Annotated in this window: 19 protein-coding genes and 2 pseudogenes; 11 read left to right on the top strand and 10 right to left on the bottom strand. The window is 57.3% G+C overall.

Going from position 1 to position 24,332, the window contains the following annotated elements; all coding sequences use genetic code 11:
• Positions 1 to 199: 199 nt before the first annotated feature.
• Entirely contained in the window at positions 200 to 601 is a 402-nt protein-coding gene (locus HV796_RS27570; protein ID WP_175229668.1) for a hypothetical protein, read from the bottom strand.
• A gap of 124 nt (positions 602 to 725) precedes the next feature.
• On the opposite strand from HV796_RS27570, the gene HV796_RS27565 reads away from it, so the two are divergent.
• Positions 726 to 1,628, top strand: coding sequence for a PD-(D/E)XK nuclease-like domain-containing protein (locus HV796_RS27565; RefSeq protein WP_175229667.1), 903 nt, complete (start codon positions 726 to 728; stop codon positions 1,626 to 1,628).
• 11 nt (positions 1,629 to 1,639) lie between these two features.
• Here the strand turns inward: HV796_RS27565 and HV796_RS27560 are convergent, their stop codons facing one another.
• Both HV796_RS27560 and HV796_RS27555 read right to left on the bottom strand, forming a co-directional pair.
• Positions 1,640 to 2,218, bottom strand: coding sequence for a YcbK family protein (locus HV796_RS27560; RefSeq protein ID WP_175229666.1), 579 nt, complete (start codon positions 2,216 to 2,218; stop codon positions 1,640 to 1,642).
• A gap of 124 nt (positions 2,219 to 2,342) precedes the next feature.
• On the bottom strand, positions 2,343 to 2,546 hold the full coding sequence (locus HV796_RS27555) for a hypothetical protein (RefSeq protein ID WP_175229665.1): 204 nt from the start codon (positions 2,544 to 2,546) through the stop codon (positions 2,343 to 2,345).
• A gap of 1,064 nt (positions 2,547 to 3,610) precedes the next feature.
• On the opposite strand from HV796_RS27555, the gene HV796_RS27550 reads away from it, so the two are divergent.
• The 3 genes from HV796_RS27550 (at position 3,611) to HV796_RS27540 (ending at position 7,539) form a co-directional block, all read left to right on the top strand.
• The gene (locus HV796_RS27550; RefSeq protein WP_175229664.1) at positions 3,611 to 4,948 is read left to right on the top strand and encodes a replication initiation protein; all 1,338 of its coding nucleotides are present in this window, start codon (positions 3,611 to 3,613) and stop codon (positions 4,946 to 4,948) included.
• A gap of 848 nt (positions 4,949 to 5,796) precedes the next feature.
• Positions 5,797 to 6,468: a ParA family protein gene (locus HV796_RS27545; protein ID WP_175229663.1), complete on the top strand. Its 672-nt coding sequence runs from the start codon at positions 5,797 to 5,799 to the stop codon at positions 6,466 to 6,468.
• A 6-nt stretch (positions 6,469 to 6,474) separates the two neighbouring features.
• The gene (locus tag HV796_RS27540; RefSeq protein ID WP_175229662.1) at positions 6,475 to 7,539 is read left to right on the top strand and encodes a ParB/RepB/Spo0J family partition protein; all 1,065 of its coding nucleotides are present in this window, start codon (positions 6,475 to 6,477) and stop codon (positions 7,537 to 7,539) included.
• 278 nt (positions 7,540 to 7,817) lie between these two features.
• Here the strand turns inward: HV796_RS27540 and HV796_RS27535 are convergent, their stop codons facing one another.
• Both HV796_RS27535 and HV796_RS27530 read right to left on the bottom strand, forming a co-directional pair.
• Positions 7,818 to 8,102 carry a hypothetical protein gene (locus HV796_RS27535; protein WP_175229661.1) on the bottom strand — a complete coding sequence of 95 codons (285 nt, stop codon included), beginning with the start codon at positions 8,100 to 8,102 and terminating at the stop codon, positions 7,818 to 7,820.
• Positions 8,103 to 8,602: 500 nt separating this feature from the next.
• Positions 8,603 to 9,115: a hypothetical protein gene (locus HV796_RS27530; protein WP_175229660.1), complete on the bottom strand. Its 513-nt coding sequence runs from the start codon at positions 9,113 to 9,115 to the stop codon at positions 8,603 to 8,605.
• Between the two features lie 580 nt (positions 9,116 to 9,695).
• On the opposite strand from HV796_RS27530, the gene HV796_RS27525 reads away from it, so the two are divergent.
• Complete coding sequence (locus HV796_RS27525) at positions 9,696 to 11,300, top strand: replication initiation protein (RefSeq protein ID WP_175229659.1); 1,605 nt, start codon at positions 9,696 to 9,698, stop codon at positions 11,298 to 11,300.
• A 288-nt stretch (positions 11,301 to 11,588) separates the two neighbouring features.
• Here the strand turns inward: HV796_RS27525 and HV796_RS27520 are convergent, their stop codons facing one another.
• The 3 genes from HV796_RS27520 to HV796_RS27510 all read right to left on the bottom strand — a co-directional run bounded on the left by HV796_RS27520 (position 11,589) and on the right by HV796_RS27510 (position 15,359).
• Positions 11,589 to 12,848, bottom strand: coding sequence for a DUF3443 family protein (locus HV796_RS27520; RefSeq protein WP_175229658.1), 1,260 nt, complete (start codon positions 12,846 to 12,848; stop codon positions 11,589 to 11,591).
• Between the two features lie 11 nt (positions 12,849 to 12,859).
• Positions 12,860 to 13,330 (bottom strand): DUF2844 domain-containing protein, encoded by a 471-nt coding sequence (locus HV796_RS27515; RefSeq protein WP_175229657.1) that lies wholly within the window; start codon positions 13,328 to 13,330, stop codon positions 12,860 to 12,862.
• Positions 13,331 to 14,108: 778 nt separating this feature from the next.
• Positions 14,109 to 15,359, bottom strand: coding sequence for a tyrosine-type recombinase/integrase (locus HV796_RS27510; RefSeq protein WP_175229656.1), 1,251 nt, complete (start codon positions 15,357 to 15,359; stop codon positions 14,109 to 14,111).
• A 259-nt stretch (positions 15,360 to 15,618) separates the two neighbouring features.
• Here HV796_RS27510 and HV796_RS27505 point away from each other — a divergent pair, with 259 nt between their 5' ends.
• The 3 genes and pseudogenes from HV796_RS27505 to HV796_RS27495 all read left to right on the top strand — a co-directional run.
• Positions 15,619 to 16,371 carry a hypothetical protein gene (locus HV796_RS27505; protein ID WP_175229655.1) on the top strand — a complete coding sequence of 251 codons (753 nt, stop codon included), beginning with the start codon at positions 15,619 to 15,621 and terminating at the stop codon, positions 16,369 to 16,371.
• A 1,096-nt stretch (positions 16,372 to 17,467) separates the two neighbouring features.
• Positions 17,468 to 18,325 carry a hypothetical protein gene (locus HV796_RS27500; RefSeq protein WP_175229654.1) on the top strand — a complete coding sequence of 286 codons (858 nt, stop codon included), beginning with the start codon at positions 17,468 to 17,470 and terminating at the stop codon, positions 18,323 to 18,325.
• Between the two features lie 101 nt (positions 18,326 to 18,426).
• Positions 18,427 to 18,711, top strand: a pseudogene (locus HV796_RS27495) (IS110 family transposase); the annotation flags it as partial.
• Positions 18,712 to 18,810: 99 nt separating this feature from the next.
• Here the strand turns inward: HV796_RS27495 and istB are convergent.
• Positions 18,811 to 19,560, bottom strand: coding sequence for an IS21-like element IS408 family helper ATPase IstB (istB, locus tag HV796_RS27490; protein WP_175229653.1), 750 nt, complete (start codon positions 19,558 to 19,560; stop codon positions 18,811 to 18,813).
• Positions 19,561 to 19,576: 16 nt separating this feature from the next.
• A complete protein-coding gene (istA, locus tag HV796_RS27485; RefSeq protein WP_175229652.1) occupies positions 19,577 to 21,133 on the bottom strand; it encodes an IS21 family transposase in 1,557 nt (518 codons plus the stop codon).
• Positions 21,134 to 21,397: 264 nt separating this feature from the next.
• Between istA and HV796_RS27480 the strand changes: the two are divergent.
• The 3 genes and pseudogenes from HV796_RS27480 to ltrA all read left to right on the top strand — a co-directional run.
• Positions 21,398 to 22,144, top strand: a pseudogene (locus HV796_RS27480) (IS110 family RNA-guided transposase); the annotation flags it as partial.
• A gap of 212 nt (positions 22,145 to 22,356) precedes the next feature.
• Positions 22,357 to 22,620 (top strand): hypothetical protein, encoded by a 264-nt coding sequence (locus HV796_RS27475; RefSeq protein WP_175229651.1) that lies wholly within the window; start codon positions 22,357 to 22,359, stop codon positions 22,618 to 22,620.
• 310 nt (positions 22,621 to 22,930) lie between these two features.
• Positions 22,931 to 24,175, top strand: coding sequence for a group II intron reverse transcriptase/maturase (gene ltrA / locus HV796_RS27470; RefSeq protein ID WP_217478020.1), 1,245 nt, complete (start codon positions 22,931 to 22,933; stop codon positions 24,173 to 24,175).
• Positions 24,176 to 24,332: the final 157 nt, after the last annotated feature.

The raw sequence follows: 24,332 nt of genomic DNA, 5'->3' as shown, positions 1-24,332 counted from the left end.
CGTCGCCCCGGTTAGGGGTATCAGACGATCCAATGCGCGAACCCGGTAAGGGGTTGCAGCCCGAAGAATCCGGGTTACTTCCGACATGAACAGGTACTGTCCGCGAATCGACTCACTAAGGCACCGACGATTCCTGGGCAAGAGGATTGGTACGCCAAACAAGGCCCCGCTATGCGTTCCAATTGCATGTTCAGTCATATCAGATTCCCAGGAAGAATGAATTGTTGGTGTGCTCGAGCGCATTCGGAACATCACGAAGAAGGCCTACTGCTCGAAAGAGCACCGCCACCTCCACTTGCTCGAGACGCGGAAACTCGCTGCAAAATTTTGTGAACCCATGGGTCCGCGATGACATCACGCGGCCCTTCTCGTCTTTCAACGTCAGTAGATCGGGATATCTGTCGGTCGCAGCCAAGAGCGTTGCAAGTGCCTGTGCACGACGTAATGGTGGATTTCCAACGTTGTTGAAGATAGACCGCACTTCCTGACAAACATCGGTCGGCCGAGCGAAGTGAGTTTGTCCGAACTGCCTGAATGTTTGCTCGACGAATCCTTGAAGATCCGCGGCACCGGGTCTGGATAGAGAGTTCACGCGTTTCATGGTATCGACGATACGTGATCGCCTTCCGATATCCAGTGCTCTCGCGACACGATGGCAGGGTCACACCGCCCCTTGAAAACACAACGCGGGCCTGTACGCTGCATTCAAACAGGAGCGATATCGAATGAACGCGAACGCGGCGGTCCAGCATCCTGCCCATCAAGGCATCTGGAGTGGTCAGAAAAGAATCTCGGTCGGTCGCGATCTAGCCAGTTACACCAAGGCTGTGACCGACGACGAATATCATGGTGACGCAGAGAACGTCTCGTCGACGCAACTCAAGTCGATGCTGAAAACGCCGCAGCATTTTCTCGCGGCTGTTCAGGGTGCCGGAAAGGACACGGCTGCGCTGGAGTTCGGCAGGCTGGCCCATATGGCGGTCTTCGAGCCTTGGCGCTTTGAGGATCGTGTCCTGCCCTTCGATGGTGAATTCAATCGGCGTTATCGAGAATGCAAAAAGTTTGTCTCCGAACATCCTCATCACTTCGTCATTGGCCAGGACAAGTACGACGCGCTGCTGGCCATGCGGAATGCTGTCCGCTCGCATCGATTCCGAGGACGCGCACTCGGTGAGTGGTTCGACGAGGGTGAGCCAGAGAAAGCGATCTACTTTGTTGAGAGAGTCACAGGGGTCAAGTGTCGAGTCAAGGTCGACTGCTTGCATCCAGAGTTCATCTTCGATCTGAAGTCGACGCTGGACGTTCTCCCTCGCTCGTTCAGCTCTGCCGTTCAGAACTACCACTACGATATGTCGGCGTTCATGTATCAGACTGGAGTGCAGTACTTCACCGGCGAAGAGCGCCCGTTCATTTTTGTGCCCGTCGAAAAGGAAGCGCCCTATAGCGTCATGACGTACACAGCCGGTGATTCTTTGCTCGAGAACGGGGCACAGAAGTTCGAGGATGCGTTGACTCGGCTGAAGCATGCGCGCGAGTACAATTCGTGGCCGGGCTACGCAGGTGAGTACGTACTTGAGATCGATCGCTGGCGTGAATACAAGTCTAACCATCAAATTCTTGGCGACTGAGCAGCAGGGGACTAGCCGGCCCATGTGCGGAGCCGGCCACTGTCAACGTGCACGAAATGCTTGGTGGCGTAATATCCCACGCCACCTCCCCGTAAATACATACCAAGCTTGGCCAGATAGTCAGTAGGGACGTCAGGGACCTGTATGTCGGCAGCTCGACCGACCATATGCATTGAGTTCCGTGCCGACCCTTCGGTAAGGTTGTTCGTGGCACTTGTCCTATATCCGGACGTGACAATGATCGGTCTCTCCATCCCGGCCTGCGCAAACCACCCGTATACTCCGCACAGAATGTCCAGAAGCGTCGGGTTCATCTGTACCACTGCGCCCGCCCGAACATCTCTCAACAACGTACAGCACCGCACATAAGCATCAACAACAAGCTTCCCGTCACTCCAGTACACGGTTCGAAGCTCCTCCCCGGTTTCCTTTCTCTTCAGCCAGAGCGCCCGCGGCCGCGACCAATAGTCGCCACTCTGTTGAGCCAGGATCTCCGGAGCCCATGCGGCAGCGGCAAGCAGTGCGGTACTCTGCAGGAACCGGCGACGAGGCAAGCTTTCAAGTGGAGAGTGGATGGGAAAATTTTCCATCCCTCATTTTTTCTGGACTTTCACGTACCATCCAGCGTGAAACGAGGCCCAAGCCGGGGCTCTTTCCAACAGAAGGCGGAAAACTGAACCAAATAAAAAAGGGGAAGCACGCTTCCCCCCTTCCCTACGTATGGCGATGATCATGCTCGTTTTGCTGACCGTAGTACACGGCATCAGCATCGATGTTTCGCCGATCGTCCTCTGCAGCCTGCCACTCTTCCTGTTCCCGCACACGCTTCTGCTGTGGCGTCTCGCCTAGGTCAAAAAAGCCAGCGATGAAGCAATACAGCACGAACAGGCCAACGGCCCATTCAAGCAACGTTTTCATATCTGCTCCTGGGTGATGCAGAGCAGCTCTCCCGGGGGTGAGTTGCCCCGCGGGTCGGTAAGCCGGTTTGCCGGTTGGGCTGGTTCCCCAGCTGGTCATTTGAAACTGGAATCTTCTCGTTTCAGTGTGAGCCATCATGGTATCGAAGCACTGCGGCGGTGACAATCGTTACCAACTTCTTGACAGGAATTATCCACAACGTCGGGGCATAGGTTGCCGGTTTTAGAGCAGATCGGATGCGTTTGTATACATCTTTAAAGATTACAGTCCTTGTTTAATATGTTTAGCCTGCCCGACGCCTCGTGTGACAAGCGGTAGCGAGATGAGAGGTAACCGTCGATACAGGAAAGGTAACTATACGCACGGCACTTCGAAGCCGTCAGGTTGCAACCTTTGCGAAGACACGGTGCCCGGATCTAAGGGACGTCGGGTAAAAGCGGTTACCTGAGGGCTACCGTTGCTCTGTTGTTGAGCATGCGGGCGTTGCGGCAGCCAGATCTACAGCCGTCACGCTCTTTTCGGGCGAGGCCTCGCTTTCAAACGGCGAGTTGTGGAGAATTTGCCACGAGATCAAAGGCACGGAACACGAATTTGCTGCGTTCTAACCGAGAAACAACCGCAAGCGACAAGGTAACGACTTTTACCGTGATGGCGCCGGCAGTATGGGCTCCGGACAGAACGCGAGAGGACAACCATAAAAGTAGTTACCAATCAGTCGGGACGGGGGTATCCCGGGCGCACGGCGAAGACAAAGGTAACCACCTTTACTGGCTAACCTGGCACTCCCCGCTGCCGTCTTTCGCATCGTTAGCTGCGAAGCGAACGAGCCCGATTTAACGTTGCGCTACGAATAAGCCCCCAAATGGGGGTTTCTTTCCCTCTTCCCTCTCACATGACACCCGTATATTTTGCTTCCAGTCAGGAAGTGATGAGTTCCATCTAGCCACAACGATGTTCGACAAGAAACATCGTCTCGGGCGTGTCGCAAGCGACTCGAGTTTGGCGTTTGGCGAAGTGCGTTGCGGCCCATTCAGGGCGCTACTCGGTATAGGGATGGGCGGGAAATGAGCGACATCGGTACGAAGTCAACTAGGCTACTGGCTGTGACGCCGAGCAAGGCGATTATTCCTGTGGAGAAGCATGCCACGTCCGTGACGATGCGCAAGGCGAAGGAAGCTATTTTCGTCTTTCCGGAAAAACCGTTGTCCGTCCTGCAGCGTCGCCTTTTCAATGCGTGCGTGTACTTTGCGCAGCGCAAGCCCGACCTTCAGAGTTGGGTGGTTCAGTTATCCCAGCTCGAGCCTATCATTGGGTACAACGACTCCAGTAATCGCCGATACATCATGGGCGAACTCATCAGCCTGATGAAGGCCCATGTGATCTGGGATGCGACGGTAAATCCGGAAGACCGAAAGCTAACAGCGTCTACCTTGCTCGCGGACGTCACCTACCTTGTCGACCAGCGTGCCTACGAATTCTCATTTAGCCCGAAGCTGCGCGGAGTCTTGCTGAACCCGGAGATCTGGCAACGCCTCGATTTGGCCATCTCCCAGCGATTCCGCTCGATGGGAAGCCCACCTCTATACGAGTGGTGCAAGCGCTACGAGCGCACGGGTACGACGAGCCGTTGGGCATGGGAAGACTTCCGGCATGCGGTCGTTGGGATCGTCAAAGAGGATTCGATTTATCTCCAGTACAAGTTCTTCAAGTCGAAGATCCTTAAACGTGCAATCGCAGAAGTGAACGAACTTTCGGATATCGACGTTACCCTGAGAGAGCACAAAAACGGGCGTGTGGTTGAGCAGATACAGTTCGAAGTGCATCGAAAGAATAGTGGCCAACTCGCTGCTGACGTGAATCCGGATCTTCCCGACGACTCCCCGTCAGCAGTCACTCTCCTTGAGAAGGTTTTGGAGATCGGCGTGACGCCAAATCGAGCTGCACAGATCGTGAACGACTACAGTGCCAACGATATCCGTGCTGCCCTTCGACACGTGCTGCTTCGCGACGCGGCAACAGACAAAGAGCCGTTAAAGAGTCGAGCGTCGTTTTTCATTTCGAGTCTAGAGAATGGATATGCTCGCCCCTCTGCTGTCTCTGCCCGGACCTATGTGAAGAAAGAAGCTTCCCCCGTGCTGACCGATGCGCATCTTCGAGAAGGTTTCATGCGTAGCCGGGATCCTCAGGCGGAAGCCGCATTCCTTTCTATGGCATTGGACGAACAGGCGAAGGTGCTCGATGAGTACAATCAGTCAGCCGCCCACAATCAACTTCGCTACGATCCCGCGAAGAATTCTAAACTGGCTAGAACAGCGTTTATCCGATATCTGAACAAACGTCTGTGGGGCGAGGCAAGCGACGCTGACGTTTACGCCTTTCATTTTCACAAAGCCAACGCGTGAAACAGCCGGACCTACCCCGAGTGGATCGAGAGCTCCATCGGTCTCGGAGTCTCCCTCCTGCCCCTTCCCTCCCCCGCTCGCACACAGCGCTTCGCGCGTGACACTTGACCATTAATGGCCGATAACTGGCCAGCTGCTGTCAATAGCTGCTCAATCTGACGCCCAAGCAATATACGTCTCGACAAGAATGGCCGCTTATTGGGCAAGTCTGGCCAATAATTGGCCATCGACGGATGAGTCGATTTCACGACTACGAGAGAACACCAGAAGGCGCTTATTTGACTTTATTCCGAACGTACCGCTACGCGGCGCACCGAGAGCGATTTTCGCGCACCACGCCAGTTTCAGCGCTGAAACTTCAACGCGCCTCAGTCTTTGACGACGCACACGTGTTACGTTATGTCGACTCAAGTTTCCTGAAAAGCAGAGATTCGACCATCTTTTATAACCGATGTCGTCGCCGATGTATTGGAGGTACGCCCCCCGCCGCTCGGTATGCGAACCGCGAATACACTTCAGGACCCGCGATGGTCATAGGGCATCGCGGCCAGTTTCAGCGCTGAAACTGGCCCATGGGGTGCGGAAAAGTAGCGGTGTCGTGTCGCATCATTCGCCGTTGCGGCTTCTGGGAGCGAGTCACCGGACCCGGTTGGGCTCGGTCGGACCGCGGCGAGTGGGGCTTGTGGTTGGTGTGTGGTGAGATCGGAAGTCGGTTTCAGCGCTGAAACTGTGGCATGCATATTGTCTGGCTTCGTTCCGTCAAAGAAGGTTCAACATCTGCCACGTGTGTTCTTGATTTTTCAGGCATCGGAGGATATTGTGCTTGTGAATTCTCGAGGGAGATATGAGTGGGAAAAATATTCGCGGTTGCTAATCAGAAGGGCGGGGCGGGTAAGACGACGATCGCTCTGAATCTGGCCGGTGCTTACACCTACGACGACCCAGAGTTAAAAGTTCTTGTTATTGACACTGACTCACAGAACACCTCGGTTCGTTCGTCAGGCGTGGGTGAAGAGCCGCTACCGTTCTTGGTGGCTGGGTTGGCCGGGGCGGGGAAGGGCCTTGGTCGACAAATTACTACGATGGCACGGGACTACGACCTGGTGCTAGTCGATTGCCCTCCTAGCGTCGATAACCCGAATACAGAGAACGTTGTTCAAGTCGCCGACTTCGTACTTGTCCCGATGGACGCTTCGCCAGCCGATGCGTGGAGTACGGAGGGTATGCTGCGTCTTGTGCGCCGCGTCATCGGACCAGATCCAAAACGATGCGGCATCGTGTTTAATCGCGTAAATACGAAGACCGTGGCCTATGCGGAAATCCGTGAAGCGATGGGCGAAGACAATCCCTATCCAATATTGAAAAGCACGATCTCGTTGCGAGAGGTTTATAAGAGTTCGGTCGGTACTGGCACGACCGTATTCACTGCTATCAAGGGGCAGCGGAGTAATAAGCCTGCGCGCGAGGAGATCATGAACGTGGCGATGGAAATGTTGCAAATTATCGGTTTAGCGGAGTAATTTTAAATGAACGATAAACCCCAAAGTCAAAACACCAACCGTGGTCGACTGGCCAAATCCCTGCGCAGAGGTCTCGCCATGGAACGAGGGGATGTTGATGGCCGTCTGGATGCACAGGGTATTCAACCTAACGCCGCTTCCTCGACCGACGCAGGCGCCAGCACAAGCCCGGCCGTTGCTACTTACGGCGGGCGCGGCAACTCGTCCGCGGTCAAGCCGCGGTTGACGCTGCCGTTGAGCGAGCTCGTTTCAAATCCTTTCAATCCGCGGACTTTCTATAGCCCGGAGGCAATTGACGGGCTGGCAGTGAAACTCAAACGCGACGGGCAGTACGAAACGATCAAAGTAACCGAGAACGCACGCTTTCCCGGCAAGTACGTGATCGTTGACGGCGAATATCGCTTTCGCGCGAAAAAAAGCCTTGGTGAGGAATTCATCGAGGCTGAGGTTCTCCCCGTATTAAGCGATCGTGACCTCTACCTGATAGCAAACCGCATCAACAAGGACCGGACCGCACAGAGTGTGTTTGACGATGCAGTTGGCTGGAAGAAAGTGCTCGACGAAGGCGTTTTCCCCGATCAGGACTCACTGGCAGCCAGCCTCGATATCAGTAAATCGCTGCTCTCAAAAATCCTGAAGCTGAATGCGCTGCCGGAGACGTTGCTGCGTCGAATGGCGGAGAGTCACACCCAAATTGGCATCACCAACGCCTACAACATCACCCTGATGTTCGAACGAAGGGGCTTGGAGACGGCAGAGACCTACCTCGAGCAGGTGATTAACGGCGAGATAAGCTCGAAGCGTCTGCAGGAGATTAACGCGAAGGCGGACAATGATAGTTCTCCGCGCCAGACACGATCGCACTACAGCGCACGCGTCCAATTCTCGGCCCGTAACGGCGCCGAGATTGGAGAACTCAAGCGATTCCGTGACGGTCGGACCCAACTGAAACTTGAGGGCCTTACCGAGCAACAACAGGAGACCCTTTCTGAGCGCTTGGAGGCCCTCGTACGTGAGTTCGTCGAGTCGTCCGTCAACCCTGGTCTACCGAGCGAACAGAGCGGCTCTTAACGCTTCGAGATCTGGCTTGATGACGCCGCGAAAACGGGACGATTTCGGGACGAGAACAGAAGGGGAAGGAGCAATGCTACGACTAGGAAAACGGATTAGGCTGACATCGGAAGAGAGGGCGAAGTTCAAATGTATAACTGGTCAGACGACATTGCCGACGACCATTGACCAACACAACTGGGCGCTGGGTCGAACCGCTGAGTTTTACCGTCTGCTGGCCGCACAAGAAAACTCCGCGGATGCGGAGCTTCTTGCGCGGATAGCAGAAGGGGAGCTGATTACGGCTGCGCCGGCATCAGAACCAGACAAGCGATAACGCTGCTTGCATAACGCCCGATACCAGGCGCTTCACAGAGCGTTGCCAGCTGTTTTGCAAAGCCCTTCTCCACAAGAATCTCGACCACCTCTTCGAGACAGGAGAGATCGCCAACGAGCGACGGATACTCATCGAAGTTTTTGAGCAACACTTCTGGATACTTGCCCGCGAGCTCGATGAGATGGCTGCGGGCTTCCGATATTGCTTGGCGACGCAGGGCACGTTCCGACAAAACGACGTTCGACATGACAATCTCCAAAGGAGCTTGCGAAGACGTCGTCCCCCAACGAGGGGAATCGAGTCCCCGCGCGGGTTGAAAACACATCTGAACCGAATCTCGATCGCATCGAGATACAGCCCAGTAGTGGTGTTGCAGATGACAAGCCGCCAGAAAGGACGACGTCAGACAGGAAGGCCGAAGGACTTCCTAGGCTACCGAGGTAGCAAGCCGTCCACGAAGGGACGAGCAAGATCCGATGGATCTCGCGGGAAAACAAGGCACGCGCAGTGCACTGAATTCAGCTCGCAACGGTGGAAGCGTGCAAACCCGAGGGGGCTTGGAGAAAATCTTGGGAAAGGCCTCGGTGCTTTTCCCGAAATTTCCCCGAAGAAGGTTTGCGTTCTAGGGAGGCTCGAAAGGGTGTGAGTTCCAGCTGCTCGGTACGACAATGCGCCTATTGTTTTTTAGCGCGCTCGGAAAGTCAAGGAATTTACTTCCTGATGAGAACTCGCCCGACCGTCAATCAATCAATTTGCCCGGGCAGTAGCGGGCATCGCCTCGAGCAGCATCAGCCGCCTGGTCAGCTCTCCCTCGACCCAAGACGATTTGCTTTCTGCGGAATCTGGCACAGAACCGGCCAGTTCATCTAGCACCTGCCGCGCCTCTGCCGGCGAGTTGGACCTTTGCTTGAAGCGATCGACGAGGTCGGTATCCAGCCACAGGGAAGTACGCTTGCCGTCAGCGAGCCGAACCGGGACCGACTTGCGACGCTGCCGTTTCTTCCCTCGGCCTTCTTGACTACCTCCAGTGGCGGACACCACTTCTTGCAACGCCTCTTTGAGCGCATCTTTCACGTCAGCGCGTGTAACCCCCTGAGTCGACCCAGTCGAAGCGATCGAAGCGAGCCTCTCGTTGACGATCGGTGTGAACCCGAGCACAAACTCTGCAAGCGCAACGCCCGTTACGCCGGACTGCGTGAGCAACCGGACGGCTTCGCCAAGCAGAAAGCGCGCATTGGGGTCGTTGAGGTCAGATGACATAGTCCAGTTTCCTGCTTGGAGTGTATCAGCATAGGACTATCTGGGGCTAGTCCACCTTGCCGAACAGGCTATGCCTACCAATTTAGGCCCTTGAAACATAGAGAACCTATGCAAAAATACCATTGCAACGGCATCGCACCAGCATCTCACATAGAAATCATAGCTATGCGCCTATACCACGTATGAGACTTGTCGCCAGCCGAAAAGGTGCCGCGCGCGGGCCGTGCTGTGGTTGCAGGGTTGCTCAGCGTTTTTCTACAGGACAATCTACGTCTGTGTTCCGACAAATCTCTCAAAGCTTCCCAACTTCCAGCGGGTCGGAGCCTCGCCAGCTAAGGCGCTGCCGAGGGAATGATGGTATTTTCGCATAGCCAAGATGGTCCTTCCGCGGGGGAATCATGGTAAGTGCGCCGTGATACCGATGGCACTTTGGCATAGGCACGATGTTCAGCCGCCCGATCGATGGTATTTTGGCATAGGCGATCGGTGGATAACTCTAACGATGGCCGGCCAAGACTGGTCTTGACCATCATTAAACGCTATGATGTTGACGCATACCCATGCACCGACGTCATTGCCAATGCCAAAGAAGCCGCGCCTGCCAAATCAAGTGCCAGAACAGATCGGTCCTGAACTTAAATGGCTGGAGCAGGACAATGCACCAGATAGCGACAGCTATGAGGTGCTCTCGCGTGACGAGAAACCCGGCACGCCCCAGACGCCATTGTTCTCGGCTGACGAGCTGTTCCTGCCCGAGCGTCCCGGAACGTACCGCAAGCCGGTCGCCGCTATTCACGCTATCCCAGTCCAGCGCGACAAAAACCTGAAGCTGTCTGCTCGAAAGCTCATGGACGCGCTCGCGCTTGCCGTGCAACTCGATTTGCGTGCTCGGGGCAGGGAAGCGGCTCAGACGCTCATCCGGAAGATCCGTGAAGACCGTGCGACGCCGCTCTTCGAAATCCGTACTCACCGGCTCGCCGAACTTGCCGGGCTATCAACCACTAACAAGGACCGGATATACGACACCCTCGCGGAGCTGCTCAACTTCCAGTTTATCTGGAACGTGTTAGGCGAGGATGGCAAAGCGCAATACGAATCGATCGCAGCCTTTCTCATCCGACGCGACAAGGGGGTCGGCAGTCAGGCGGGGACTACTCGCTTTGCTTTCGAACCTGAGGTCCTTCTGTGGTTTCTCGAGCCGACCATGTGGGCCAACCTCAACTGGTCAGTGATGGCGAGCTTCGGACGTGACGCCGGCTCGGGCGAGGCAGCTTTCGGGTTGTATCAAAACGCGTGGCGCTATATCGGCACCAACGCCAAGGTTACGCCGATTCTGGATCTTGCGACGTGGATAGACTTGATTCTCGGCCCATCCCGCTTTGTGATCATTGGCGAGCGGAAGGAAAAGCAGGCCCGCGAATATGGGGAGTTCAAGCGGACCTACCTTAATCCAGCAATCGCGATGCTCAATGCGCATCCGGCTTTGACGCACGAGATCGCAGTTGAGGAATTCAAGTCCGGCCGCAAGGTCACCAAGCTGCGTTTCAAGTTCACGGAAAAGCGTCAACAGGCTTTCGAACTGCCCCTCGGCTGGCCAGATGACACGATCCAAAAGCTGAAGGATCTGGGCTTCACGGCAAAGGATATGTCGACTTTGGCACAGCTCTATACCTATTCTCAGGTCAAAGAGGCTATGTCCCGTATGCCAGTTTCCGAGGCACGCCTGAAGGCGCGAGGGGAGGTGATTCAGTCCCGGGAAGCGTTCTTCCGCGCGATCTTGCGCAATGTTTCGACGGAGCAGACCCAGACGGAGGAGGCGGACCAGAAGGCTTTGGAAGAGGCGCGCCGACTTCAACAGCAAACAGAATTGCAGCGCCGGCAGGAGGCATTGGAGGCCAAATTCAAGGCGCACCAGCGATCGTTGGTAGCAAGAGGGTTGCAGTCCCTACCCGAAGACGAGCGTAACCGGCTCATTCAAGCGCACCTGAACGCCAGCCCTGCGGATCGAGCGTTGTACAAAGAAGGAGAGGCTCGAGCCGCTTGGCTCATCCTGTTCCAGCAGTGGCTTATCAACGCGCGACAGGATCTTTTCCAGCGCTGGCTTCCCGAACTGCATGACAGGGATTTTCAGACCTGGCTTGTCTGGCAGTTCACAGACAGGACGACCGACGGCGCCGGCACGTAAGCGGACTCAAATGCCCTGGCACGGGAGACTCGACGCGTGCCTCACGCAGTGGGCGCGCACGTCAATTAGATGAACTCTCGCGTTGGAGCGAATTGTTTCTGGTAGGAGCGATCCCGAATATCCTCACCTTTGAGGGTTATATACGCTTTGGCGCCTATCATGCAGCCATACGGACGAATCAAAGATTCGTCCGAGACCCCGTCTACAGGAAGGGAGGCAGATTCTGTGTCAACAAGGCTCAAAAAAACCGGCCGCTGGGGCCGGTTTTTGAGGGAAGAGAAGGGCGGTTCACAACGCGAAAAATGGTCCTTGGCCACCAGAGTTCACTGTGCCTGCGATCGCGGTATAGATCGACCGCCCCCAGAATGCCGATAGACCCCAGTCGAAGATGTTTGTTGACCCGCTTTGAGCTGCAAAATCGTCCATCGCGTACGCCCCCCGAGCCACCATTGCATCGGCATTGCCCACGTCGAAATCGAGCGATACGTTGTTGCCGTTCAAGCCCTGAATCATCGCCGAAAAACTCATGGTCGATGCGGGGCAATAGAACGTACTTCCTGAGCAGGCGGGGATGGAGTCATCGAAGAAGAGTCCGTTTGAACCGCTGTCGAGAAATGATTCCGGGAACGTATTGCCGTTGAACGTCGTGCTGAAATCGTAGTTGCTGTTCAACGTGTAGACCTTCGCGGATCCCAGCGCATTATCAGCTTGTGTATCGATGCCGAAAGTAAGCGTGCCGGAAGCACTCGATACCCCTGTTGGCGGAACGCTCGGCAATGTCAGCACGACTCCATTGTTGTCGTGCGCGAACATGCTCACGGGATTCGTCACCTGGTCTGCCAAGGGAACAGTTGTGCCGAGGCATGTCGTAGCATTCGCGGGGCAACCGTAATACCACCCCGGGGACGTCGTTGCCACGCAACTCGCACCACAATCGGCCGCGTTCAAGCCAACACCGAGAATGCCGTTCGCGCCCATTACAGAGGGGCTGTTCAGGTCCGTCACGCCAGTCGGAATGCAGTTGCTCGTGGCCGAGCCACTGACAGCCGGATCCGCGATCAACTGGATAGGGGTGGTTGAAGCCACTTCACCGGCAAGCTTGATGTCCACTTGTGCGACGGTGCCCCAAGCCGTTCCGGAACCGAAGGTCGTGCATTCGGTCAACGTGCCGCCGGCTGCTGCGGAGACCTTCTGCAGCGGAAGAGTGACTTGTGAGTCGAACAGACGCAGCCCAAACGACCCAGTGTCGACGAGAACGTCGTTGATAGTCTGGCAGTTAGATGTACCCGGGACACAGATCGTGACCGAAGTGTAGAGAACGTTCTGCGCGCTCCACGCATTCGGGCCAACCGTGACGGACATCTGGTTTGCGACGACGGTAGGCGACGCGCCCGTCGTCGGCTTGCCGTTCGTTTGGCCCGCAGGCGCGGAAGTCGAACTACCCGAGGTCGTCGAAGCTGCGGAGTTCGCACTTCCGCCGCCTCCTCCGCAAGCTGCCATCGAGGCGAACAGGCACAAGGCCGCTGAGATCATGAGGAATTTTCGCATCGTCGGGTCCTTTATCGAATGTCCGAGCGCGAGACGCCGCTGGGAACTGCACTCGGGATGTAGGCGCGACCAGCATAGAAGCCCATATGGCCACTTGATTGAAATACGAAGTCCCCAGACGACACAGAGACCGGGCCGATGCCACCGTGAGCCTGGCGGTACGCTCTCACGCTCGCACTTGCCTGGTCCACGTATGCTCCCAGCAGTTGCTGGACATTCGGCGTAGACGGGCCACTCCAGGTCACTGCAAAGACTTTTCCGCCGGCAACGTATTCCCGCACGACTGTCGTACTAGGCAAAACCATTTCGTTGACCGTGTAGCCCACGCTCGCCGTTGCCGGCTTATCTGCGGTTTGGTGGTTGGCGACCAGCCTGATCTGATCATCCGACACGGTGGAAACACTGCCCCCGAGTGACGCATTGGCAAGCGTACTGATCGAGCAACACGCCGTCGCTGCCAGTGTCAGCAAATTTCTTCTCATCGTTAGACACTCCGGTTTATGGAATCAAGGCAGAAGTCACGGATTTCGATGCCGAGACTTCCTGTCAGGAAGTATAAAGGAGGTCATTTCAAAAACGAGTAGTGTCGGATTTTTGGATCGGGCCCGCAGTACTCTCAATGCCGGAATCTCGTTATGATCGACACGTTACGGCTAAGTCTTCGTCACAATGAAACTGCGCGACGCCCGCAAGAAGGCCTACCAGATCCACACGCGAGTCCGAGCCGTGAACGGACTTTTAGCGACACCTGCAAGCGATCGCGACGCGGTGCGAATCGCTCGGATATGGGTATTCGGTTCGACTGTGAAGGGCTCGAGCGAGCCTCGAGATCTGGACTTGCTAGTAGACCTATATCCTTGTGGGCGACGCTACTCAGCGAAACGTCACGAGGCTGCTTTCGATCGCGAACACTTCAAGCGCTACGGAGCCCGCCGTAGCCGCTCCTCAACTATGGTGGCTCTCAAATGGCTCAAGCACGGTATGCGGGGCCTCTCCCTGCACCGGCTGACTGACGAGAAAGTGGGCATAGATAGGATGGTAGAGATCTATCCGCGCTTTCTCCTCGACAGGCACTTCGCCGGCGAAGCCGTGGGCCTTTCCCGGCCGGAATTGTCCGAAGAGGAGATCTTCCTGGTCCAGACCGCGCGCATTCGGGATCCCGTCTACCTCCAGCCTCACAGAGCTCCGCGTTGACGATTGAGTGTCGCGGCTCACTCCCCAGAGGATTGTCGCGTGCCTCCACGATCGACCGCGATGGAACTAGCGTCCTGTGAGGAATTTCTCTGTTTCGAACGCCCGGGCCGTCTCTTCGTCGTCGATGTATACGCGGGTGGTATTTAAATCGGCATGACCGAGATTGTTGGCAACGATCAGGAGGTCGGCACCGGATGCGACCAGATTCTTTGCAAAGCTGTGTCGTAACCAGTGGGTAGAGGCGCGTTCAAGCTTGTCCGCTTCGACGGGATCGCGAGCATCCCACCACGCCAGTGCCTCCTTGAAGATTGCCTTCACCAGCCGGTACAGGGAGGAGCGGTCCGTGATGCCGTCGATCGTTCCAAGATCGCGGCGCAGGGCGCGCACGCCGCGGGCGCTGAGATTCCTGCTGAGTTCAGGGGTGCGCCGCCGGGCGCCAAGAAGAAGCGGGGTGGTTTCTCCAGGCGCAGGCAGCGATGAGAGGCCGTAGGCCACCCGATAATCCTGCAGACTGCCCATGACGGCAGCGCAGGAAACCGTCCGTCGCTGGCCGCCTTTCCCCGATTCGACCTCAAGCATCCAGACACCTTCCGGATATTCGGGATGCTTGGCTCGCTGCGCGGCGGTGAAGCGGACGAATTGAATCGAACCCATCGACGCGTTGATTGCCTCGGAAGTCCGCAAACCGGTTTTCGTGAACAGTTCCATGACGAAGAGATCACGAGCCTGCTTTGCCCGTTCCCGGTCGGTCCGGCACTCCCGGGCAGCGATGGCGTCGCGGGCGAGCTCAATGCCGTCCTGGCCGACGAACCGCTTCTGCTTTTTGCCACGCTGACGCCTCTTTCCGGCGAGCCCATAACCGGCGAAGGGGTCAGCCCGAAGGTACTGGACCGCAACCAGCCATTTGAAAAGGCTGCCGGCGATAACCTGGCTCTGGCGTGCCGAGGCCTTGCTCAGAGCCTTGCGGAACGGCGTCCACCGCGGATCGCCGCGCGGCACGCGCCCGGTGCAGATAGCAGCCTTGTCGGGCGCCTTCAGGAATGAAAGATAGTCGCCGGCTTCTTCCAGCGTCCATTCCGAGATAGGCGTATCGATCCATCTCGCGTACCAGAACAGCCGGCGCGCCTCGACCACGTACTGGGCCAGGGTCGTCTCGGCCAGACGGCCGTCGCCAGCTATCTTAGTTTTCAGCCACTGGATCACGACGTCCTGCTCCGAGAGGCCGGCCGGAAGGACCGGGCTGGTCGCCCGATTGCGCGGCGGCGCGCTTGACAGGTTCTCGACGACATATGACTCGATAACGAGCTCGGTGGACATGGGTTTCGTTTGGATTTGGAGGGTCAGATAGGCGGCGTTTTCAGAATCTGCTACATTCGTACAGAATGCACCATTATACAAATAATGATGCAAAATGGTGAAAAAAAGTGGTTAAAACTACGATTTTATTTACTGCGGCTCGACCCGACCGTATACTGGCTACAGGGTCCGTCGCCTAGCGCTGCACGGTCCCGGCGCTGATACCAAAATCCCTGAGGATTCCATGGCTCGCCCTCGAATCACCTTCACTGACAACCAGATGCGCGGGATGATTCCCGTAGCGGCAGCTGCCGATCGCACCGCCGCGCCAGGTGATAACGGTCGGTTTCTCGATGAGTTCATCGCCGGCGTCGCGCGCTGTACGGGCCGAATTTACGGGCAATCGACCTACGAACGACTGCTCGACGCTTTCCATATCCGCCGGCGCCCGTCCGCACAGACTTGGAGCAAGGCGATCCAGCGAGCGCATGCTTCTGGCATCGAACTGCTTCCATCAACGCCCGGTCCCACTGACGCGGTACTGCGCCCCGTCGACCACCAGCGATCCACATCGACCGTTACGCTCGCCGTAGCCCAGCCTATTCGTGACGACGACGAACGCATCGAGCTGAAAGTTCGAATACAGGTGGCCGAATCCGCACTTCGAGATGCTTACGCCAGAATCTCCGGACTGGAAGCGCAGCGGGCATCGCTCCTTGACCGCGCAGCGACCGCGGAAGCCACCGCAAAGGTCGCGGGCAAGCAGATCGAGAACGAACGTACCGAACACGCTTCGCAGGTCAAGGCGTTGACTGATCGGCTCGGCGAACTGAGCAATACCGTTACTCAGCTTTCAGGACTTGAGCGGCATCTTCATCTTCAGACTGATGCGTTGCGCCAGGAGCTCGGCCAGCAGCGAGATCTCTATAAAGCCCGAGCCGAAGCCGCGGAAAAGGCGCTCGCCGCCGAGAGGACTCAGGCGGACGCGATGCGGCAGATCCTGGGAAATCGGACCACTTCGCGACCGAATTAATCCATACGGACCCACTCGGCGGCTCAGAGATCGCCAATTTCCCTTCTGGAAGTGTTGTGCGTTGACGTTAACTGCTGTGCCGATTTCGCACGGAGATTACACCGTCTCCACGACCGACTATCCTGTACAGGTCGCACGCGAAAGGCTGGTCGCGAAGATTCGGAACGCCCATTTGGATTGACGGCGATATGCGCGAATCGGTCAAACGGCGGAAACCGTGATCAGGCCGGTTTGGTCATGAGTATGGAGACATTGCGATGACCGACTCTATTGCTGAGCTGCGGAGCTTGATTCTTCTGTGTGCACAGACTGGACGTCTTGACTTGAGGCTGCTTGGTCAGCTTCAAGTGTTGGTTCAGGCGTCAATTGCGCAGGAGATCGCCGTGAGAGGCGGTGCTCTCGGCGATCCAGGCGACTTCGCGCCCCCTCCACGAGTCCCATCTCCAGCAGAGGTATTTCGCTCCCCGGTAGCATCAGCATGGGTTAAATCATCCATTCGGCGGGGCCTGAAGGGGGACGTCTTTGCGGCGTATTCAGAAGCAGCGTTGGTGGCGGCGGTGTTGCGGTATGAACTGCACACGGCAGAAAGTTGAAGGCGCAGACGTAGAACGCAATAATTCTGTCAATCCGGAATCGCGGAGACAGCGCGATTTGCAGGCGTGAGTTGACAATTTTATTATTTGTACTCGCAACGAAATAAAAACGTCAACTCGCCTCCGTACGAATTAAATGTGTCACTTCACATCGCACAGGTCTGAAAGCATCAGTAGCACAGTGATTTTTTACGAACTTCAGTCGCGTGGCGTTCGGCATTGCGCCGGTATGGCGGCTGGCCGATCGGTCGATCCGGGGACTACTTACGGGGTCGAAATTCGACTGTGGCGATAGCAAGGGATTGTTTGTCGGAGGTAGCGAGCGGCAGGGCGAGGCACGTTTGGTGTACGACGACTTTAGCCCGGGAAGGTTGGCGTTAAGATAAGAACAGTTATCACGTCAGTCGGACCATCTGGTGACGAAATCGATTGATTTTTGAAGCTTCCAGCGCATGGTGGTCTCCCCGCTGGTCTGAGCGCCTAGCTATCCACAGGATCCGCTCGTGCGAAAAGTTATCGACGCAAATTATTTCCAGTCGCCCGATTTGAGGCGCTACCTCGAGGCATCCAAAGCGAACATCGCCGTGCTTCCGGACATAGCGGGCATGGAGGCGTACAAAGGTGATCCCGTCAGGAACCTTGAACTGTCCTACGAGATTCTCCATCGATTTCCGCGACAGGTGCTCATCCTGCGAGGGACTCGCATAATCATAAAGACCGCAGCCGACACAAAGAACCATACGCGTTGGATGGTGGACAAGGAACAGACAGCGGGCTTTGCGCAGTTTTACCGGCAAATCAAAGTTGCTGCAGGTGGCGATGAGCCTCACATTCGCGCAGTGCAACGGACTGCAATGGACGCTATTGACCATTTCGATCGAGTGCGCCGCGACGTCGCCGATTTGCCCACTGCATACGAGGGAATGGCCTCAATTTATACCGAGGCCGACCAGCGGCAACTGCGATTGGGCCTCGACCGTGCAACAGGTCCGCTACGAAACAAAGTTGTCCGTCAGATGCTAGAACTCGCTGCCTTCTCGCTCCGCAAGCATCCTGATGTACAGAATTTCCCGCGGCAGCTGGACGGGGCTGTGCGACGACTGCCTGCCCGATATTCAATAGCGAACTACCTGCTTTTCATCCGCAAGCTACTCAGTGGAGGCCATCGTTCCGTTGGCAGCGCTCACCTCGCTAGCGATGTCGCCGACATGATGTACATCGCGTACGCCACGTACTTTGACGGCCTGCTTTCCAAAGAAAAAATGGTCAATGAGGTATATCGCGATGTGCTAACTGTGCTGTCCTGGATTGAGCAACCCAGTAAGCCGTCGCGGCTCTCGTGGAGTGCCGGCGACGTGTAGTGACACATTTATCGTCGCAGAGTTGACAGTAATGAGATGGTCCCCCCCGCCCTCGCCGAGTGCGTTACGCTAGCGGCGTCAATTCCGGATTGGAGACTGTCATGCAAGACGTCACGATGGTTGGCATCGATTTGGGAAAGAACACCTTTCACCTTCACGGTCAGGATAGAAGGGGCAAGGCGGTGTTTCGCAAGAAACTGGGGCGCAGGCAACTGGTCGAGTTCTTCGCGACGTTTCATGCATGCACAGTTGTAATGGAGGCTTGTGCCGGCGCCCATCACATGGCTCGCCTGCTGACGACGTTCGGACATCAGGTCAAACTGATCTCGCCGCAGTTTGTGCGTCCGTTCGTAAAGAGCAACAAGAATGACTTTGTAGACGCCGAGGTGCGGATTTCGGCGATGGTGATCAGTCGTTTCGGCGAACGTGATCGGTCTGGAAGGTGGTGTTGCGCGGTCAATGGATTATAGCGACGGTGATCACGATCAGGCGTCAGCGAATTCGGATTTCGTTTTCTTTCTCATCGAATCGCCCTTGACCGGAAGCTTGTGGGCCTGATGCACGAGCCGGTCGAGAATCGCATCGGCGAGCGTGGGGTCCTGCAGCCACGCATGCCAGTGTTCGAGCGGCAACTGGCTGGTGATCACAGTCGAGCGCGTACCGACACGATCATCAAGTACTTCGAGCAGATCGTTGCGCGCGGCCTGATCGAGATCCTGCAAGCCCCAGTCGTCGAGGATCAGCACATCGATCTTCGCGAGTTGCGCGAGCCGACGTGTGAAGCTGCCGTCGCCGTGCGCGATCTTCAGTTCCTCAAACAGCCGCGCGACGCGCACATAGAACACCGAGAAGCCCTGACGGCACGCCTGCTGGCCGAACGCGCATGCGAGCCACGTCTTGCCCGCGCCAGTAGGGCCGGTCAGGATCAGATTCTGCGCATTGCGCACCCAGTCGCAGCCGGCAAGCGTGGCGACGATGCGCTGGTCCAGGCCACGGCTTTGCCGGTATTCAATGTCCTCGACGCAGGCCTGTGGGTTCTTGAGCTTCGCCGCGCGCAGCAAACGTTCGAGTCGTCGCGTATCACGCCAGGCCAGCTCGCGATCGACGAGCATGCCCACGCGCTCCTCGAACGACAGGCTGGTGCTGGCCGTGAGCGCGGACTGCTCCTCAAACGCGCGGGCCATGCCGTCCAGTTTGAGCGCCTTCAGTTGGGTAAGGGTGTGCTGCATCAACATCGTGACCTCCTTCGGGTCAGTGGTAGTAGTCGGGACCGCGTACGTTCTCGTGCTCGGGCGAGCGCCATTCGGTGAGCGTGATCGGGAGCGAGGGCTGCAGGTCAAGCCCCGCTTCCAGGATCGACAGCACGGAGCGGCGCGTGGGCGAGCCGATCTTCAATGCGCGCTGGCAAGCGGCCTCGAGGCGGTATTTGCCGTACTTGCGCGCGAGCGAGAGCAGACCGAGGCAGGCGCGATAGCCCATCTCGGGGTGGGGTTTGTTGGTCAGCAGGTGCCGCACGACAGCCTCGGCGCCGGGGCCGACGGATGCGCCCCAGTTGAGCAGGCGGCCCGGAGTCCATTCCATGTGCGCGCGATGCGCGGCCGGCATGTGTTCCGCGATGGTCGTGTGTTTGCCTTTGAGGCGCGAGCGTGCGTGCGCGGCGACACGCTTGCCGCCATGCAGTATCTCGACGCCGTGGCGCGTGATGCGCGCCCAGACCTCCTGCCGTGCGAGGCTGTGCGGGACGCTGTAATAGTGGCCGCCGACATCGACGTGGTAATCGATGTTCACACGGCACTTCTGGAAGGTGGCGATCTCGTAGCGCCGCACGGGCAACGCGCGCAGTACGGGCTGGTCCAGCCGTTCGAACCATTCACGACGGTTGCCTTCGAGCCGCTTGAACGGGCGCTGGTTCAGGTCGGCGATCAGTTCTGCAATGGCCTTGTTGAGTTCGGCCAGACTGTAGAAGCGATAGTGGCGCAGCCGGGCCAGCACCCAGCGCTCGACGATCTGCACGCCGACTTCGACCTTGGCCTTGTCCTGCGGCTTGCGCGGACGCGCCGGCAGCATCGCCGTGCCGTAGTGGTTCACGAAGTCCTGCGTGGTCGTGCCCAGTCCGGGCTCGTAACGGTCGGGCCGCGCGATCAGCGCCTTCGGGTTGTCGGGTACGAGCAGCTCGGGCACGCCGCCGATGAACTCCAGCGCGTCGCACAGACTGCCGATCCAGTCCGCCATCGTCTCGGTGCGCGTCGCGCACGCGAACGTGTAGTTCGATGCACCGAGCACGGCCACGAACACATGCGCCTCGAACTCGACGCCGCCATTGCGCGCGAGGATCGGCACGGTGGGGCCCGCGAAGTCGGCGAACAGCTTCTCGCCGGCGCGGTGCTGCTGGCGCATTGAGCGCTTGATCGACTTCGCCCAGTCCTTGTACTTCTGGCAGAACTGCGTGTAGCGGTAAGTTCGCCGGCCGGGGTTCGCTTCAGCGTATTCTTCCCACAGCAGTTGCAGCGTCACGCCCTTGCGGCGCAGCTCGCGATGCAATGCCGTGTAGTCGGGCTCGATGCGTCGCGACGCGATCGCCGTGGCATCGGTTGCCGCAGGCCTCAGGCGCGCGTTCAGTTCATCGTCGGACAGTGCTTCGGCTGCGGCCCAGTCGAGTCCCGCCTGGGTGGCCTGGGCCGCGAACTTCGACACGGCCCCGACGCTGATGCCGATAGCCCGGCTGATCTGTCGATGCGTCAGGCCACACGCCCACTTCAGTCGCAGGACTTCCTTCAATTTGCGCATGCTCATCCGAGGTGTCGGCATCGGCCCTTCTCCCGCAAAAAAAGGGAGGAGGCTAACGCCGCCGGTGAATACATGCGCAACGCCACCGCCAGACTCAAACCCGGATTACGTTCCGGTTACGTGATCACCCATTTCGGTCCCGTGATCACGCATTCCGGCATCGTGATCACGCGTTTCGGAAACCTGTGATCGCGATCACGATCAACCGAAACGGGTGATCACGATCATTCGGAACCCATGATCACGATCCGCCGGAATGCGTGATCACGTTCGCCGGAATACGCAGCCGAGGCTATCTGCGAAGCTGCCTCCCGGCCCACCATGCGGTTTGTCACCGCGAAAACCGAATCACAGCAGACGCTCTCCGCACTACATCGCCTACGGGAGTCATTCGTGCGGGATCGCACCAGAACCATCAACCAGATGCACGGCTTATTGCTGGAATTCGGCGTTAGTCTGCCAGTTGGAAAGGCTTCCGTTGCGCGTCTTCCAGCCTTCCTCACTGAGCATTCATTGCCACCACGCCTGATCGCGATCCTTCAGCGTCTGCACGAGCACTACAAGTACCTCGACAGCGAAGTTGGTCATATCGAGAAAGAGATTAACGCCCAGCTCGCAGACGACGAGCTCGGCCAGCGCCTGCTGACGATTCCGGGCATCGGCCCCGTCACCGCCAGTGTTCTGGCCGCAGAAATGGGAGACGGCAAGCAGTACAGGTGCGGTCGCGATTTTGCAGCGTCGGTCGGTCTCGTTCCCAGGCAATACAGTACCGGTGGGAAGGCGACGTTGCTTGGTATCAGCCGACGTGGCGACAAGAATATCCGACGGCTGCTCGTCACGTGCGCTCGAGCCTACATGCTGCGGCTTGAGGGACGGACAGGCCATCTCGCGGACTGGGTTCGTGCCATGCTTACCCGACGACATTCAAACGTTGTCGCCTGCGCACTGGCTAACAAGCTGGCTCGAACTGCGTGGTCAATGGCAGCCCACGGCACCGCGTACTGTGCGGGATTGACTGTCGCTTCGGACTGACTGCGCGGCTCAACTTCTGGCGAATCACCCAACTGGTTTTGCGACGACTGAAATTTGATGACATGAACGGCACATCGGCCTGAAGGACAACCTGGGTATTAATTAGGCTTCCCAAAGCCGAGACAGTTTTAAGGACCTTCAGGCGCGAACCTCATCGTGGCGCGGGGCATGATCCCCACTATCGACGCCGGATAGATTTAAGCGAGCCTGCAATGACATCGAAAATCGTGGTTGCAAAAATGGGAGGGACCATGTGTGTCACGAACGCAGGCGGAAGCCTGCGGTGCTGTACCGAAGATGGGAGCAGGCCTCCCGAAGTCGGCTTTCAGGAGCAGGCTTCAAACCGCCCGATGCTGCTGCGTTCAAAAGACGTGGTGGTGAGCGATCGTGGAAAAGTCATCCGTCAAGGATGGCAGGTACGTGTTGAGAAGATGAGCGAAAGCAAACCGTTCGATGACGCATCGTTATCCCACTAAGACGCTGCCAAAACTGGAGCCGATGGTCCGCTCCAGGATCAGTCGGGACGACACCTGATTACGGACTCGATGGCAGCCGGTGTATAGACGGCATGAGCTCAACACAGGCTTTGGTATGGAACGTGAGAACCTTGCTTCGGATGTTAAGGGAAAAGACAAATGGCAGACACCATGAGAATGAATACCGATGCTGGAGCGAGGGGCGGAGCTGCTCGTATTAGTGTTGAAGCCTTCGTAATGAAGGTGGAGCGAAGGGGCGGCGTTATCCTGTTGACGAAGGTCACCAACCTGCATTGCGGGGATGAGTGACATGACATCAACGAAACCGTACAGCATTGCGAAACGGGTCGTGTGGGAAGCGTACCAGTTGGTGAGGGCCAACCGCGGCGCTGCTGGCGTGGATGATGAAACTATCGCCATGTTCGAGCAGCACCTTTCTGGAAATCTGTACAAGCTGTGGAACCGGATGTCGTCGGGGTCGTACTTCCCGCCACCGGTGAAGCAGGTAGAGATTCCGAAAGCCAAGGGCGGCACGAGAAAGTTGGGTATTCCTACCGTAGCTGACCGAGTGGCGCAGAGTGTAGTCAAGCTGATGATCGAGCCGACGCTCGACCCGATATTCCATGAGGATTCTTACGGGTATCGGCCGGGAAAGTCGGCGAAACTGGCGATTGCCGTGACGCGCACGCGTTGCTGGAAATACGACTGGGTTGTCGAGTTTGATATCAAGGCGGCATTCGACCAGATTGACCATACGTTGCTGCTGAAAGCGGTACGACGCCACATCAAGGAGAGCTGGATCCTGTTGTACGTCGAGCGGTGGCTGACTGCACCGTTCGAAACTGCGGACGGGACGAGTTTGCCTCGAACGCGGGGTACACCACAGGGCGGCGTGGTCAGCCCGATCCTGATGAATCTGTTTATGCACTATGCGTTCGATAGCTGGATGCAGCGGACATGGCCTCAGTCTCCCTTTGCGCGCTACGCCGACGACGCGGTGGTTCATTGCCGCAGCCTGGCGGAAGCGGAATCCGTGATGCGAGCGATCGCCGCACGGCTGGAAGAGTGCGGCCTGACGATGCACCCGGAGAAGTCGAAGATCGTGTATTGCAAGGACAGTAATCGTACTGGCACTTATCCGAACGTGCAGTTCACGTTTCTCGGTTTTACGTTCAGACCGAGGGAGGCGTCGAGCAAATACCAACGGCGATTCACCAGTTTCCTGCCGGCGGTGAGTAGCGAGGCGCTGAAGCGGATGAGGCAAACGGTGCGAGGCTGGCGAATACACCGTCGAACACCTGCGACACTGGACGACCTTGCGACGCAATACAACACGACGATACAAGGGTGGTGGAACTACTATGGGGCGTTCTATCGGACGGCGATGCATAGTCTCTTCAACTACGTTGACCAACGGCTTGAGCAGTGGGCTCGACGAAAGTACAAGAGGATGCGGTGTCACGATCGGCGTAGTCAGGAATGGCTACGCAAGATGCGGAGCCTCTACCCCCGGTTGTTTGTCCACTGGCGTGTCGTTGGTGTATCGGTTGGATGACGGGAATGAAATGAACGCGTCCCGCCCAGTGAAACGTCAGCAAACTAAGATCGACCCTTGCGAACTGACCGTATGCAAGGGCCAAAATGGAACATTATTGAGGTCCGCATAGGCATACCGGAGATCCAGCATGAATCGCACAGCGGTGGGCGTGGAT

It is taken from the genome of Paraburkholderia humisilvae (genome assembly GCF_902859855.1).
Taxonomy (GTDB): domain Bacteria; phylum Pseudomonadota; class Gammaproteobacteria; order Burkholderiales; family Burkholderiaceae; genus Paraburkholderia; species Paraburkholderia humisilvae.
This window is presented reverse-complemented; position numbering and strand designations above follow the sequence as displayed.

Bases quoted from the DNA above. Each gene is read 5' to 3' on its own strand.
- HV796_RS27570 (WP_175229668.1), bottom strand. From the start codon at position 601: ATGAAACGCGTGAACTCTCTATCCAGACCCGGTGCCGCGGATCTTCAA.
- HV796_RS27565 (WP_175229667.1), top strand. From the start codon at position 726: ATGAACGCGAACGCGGCGGTCCAGCATCCTGCCCATCAAGGCATCTGG.
- HV796_RS27560 (WP_175229666.1), bottom strand. From the start codon at position 2,218: ATGGAAAATTTTCCCATCCACTCTCCACTTGAAAGCTTGCCTCGTCGC.
- HV796_RS27555 (WP_175229665.1), bottom strand. From the start codon at position 2,546: ATGAAAACGTTGCTTGAATGGGCCGTTGGCCTGTTCGTGCTGTATTGC.
- HV796_RS27550 (WP_175229664.1), top strand. From the start codon at position 3,611: ATGAGCGACATCGGTACGAAGTCAACTAGGCTACTGGCTGTGACGCCG.
- HV796_RS27540 (WP_175229662.1), top strand. From the start codon at position 6,475: ATGAACGATAAACCCCAAAGTCAAAACACCAACCGTGGTCGACTGGCC.
- HV796_RS27535 (WP_175229661.1), bottom strand. From the start codon at position 8,102: ATGTCGAACGTCGTTTTGTCGGAACGTGCCCTGCGTCGCCAAGCAATA.
- HV796_RS27530 (WP_175229660.1), bottom strand. From the start codon at position 9,115: ATGTCATCTGACCTCAACGACCCCAATGCGCGCTTTCTGCTTGGCGAA.
- HV796_RS27525 (WP_175229659.1), top strand. From the start codon at position 9,696: ATGCCAAAGAAGCCGCGCCTGCCAAATCAAGTGCCAGAACAGATCGGT.
- HV796_RS27520 (WP_175229658.1), bottom strand. From the start codon at position 12,848: ATGCGAAAATTCCTCATGATCTCAGCGGCCTTGTGCCTGTTCGCCTCG.
- HV796_RS27515 (WP_175229657.1), bottom strand. From the start codon at position 13,330: ATGAGAAGAAATTTGCTGACACTGGCAGCGACGGCGTGTTGCTCGATC.
- HV796_RS27510 (WP_175229656.1), bottom strand. From the start codon at position 15,359: ATGTCCACCGAGCTCGTTATCGAGTCATATGTCGTCGAGAACCTGTCA.
- HV796_RS27505 (WP_175229655.1), top strand. From the start codon at position 15,619: ATGCGCGGGATGATTCCCGTAGCGGCAGCTGCCGATCGCACCGCCGCG.
- istB (WP_175229653.1), bottom strand. From the start codon at position 19,560: ATGTTGATGCAGCACACCCTTACCCAACTGAAGGCGCTCAAACTGGAC.
- istA (WP_175229652.1), bottom strand. From the start codon at position 21,133: ATGCCGACACCTCGGATGAGCATGCGCAAATTGAAGGAAGTCCTGCGA.
- HV796_RS27475 (WP_175229651.1), top strand. From the start codon at position 22,357: ATGACATCGAAAATCGTGGTTGCAAAAATGGGAGGGACCATGTGTGTC.
- ltrA (WP_217478020.1), top strand. From the start codon at position 22,931: ATGACATCAACGAAACCGTACAGCATTGCGAAACGGGTCGTGTGGGAA.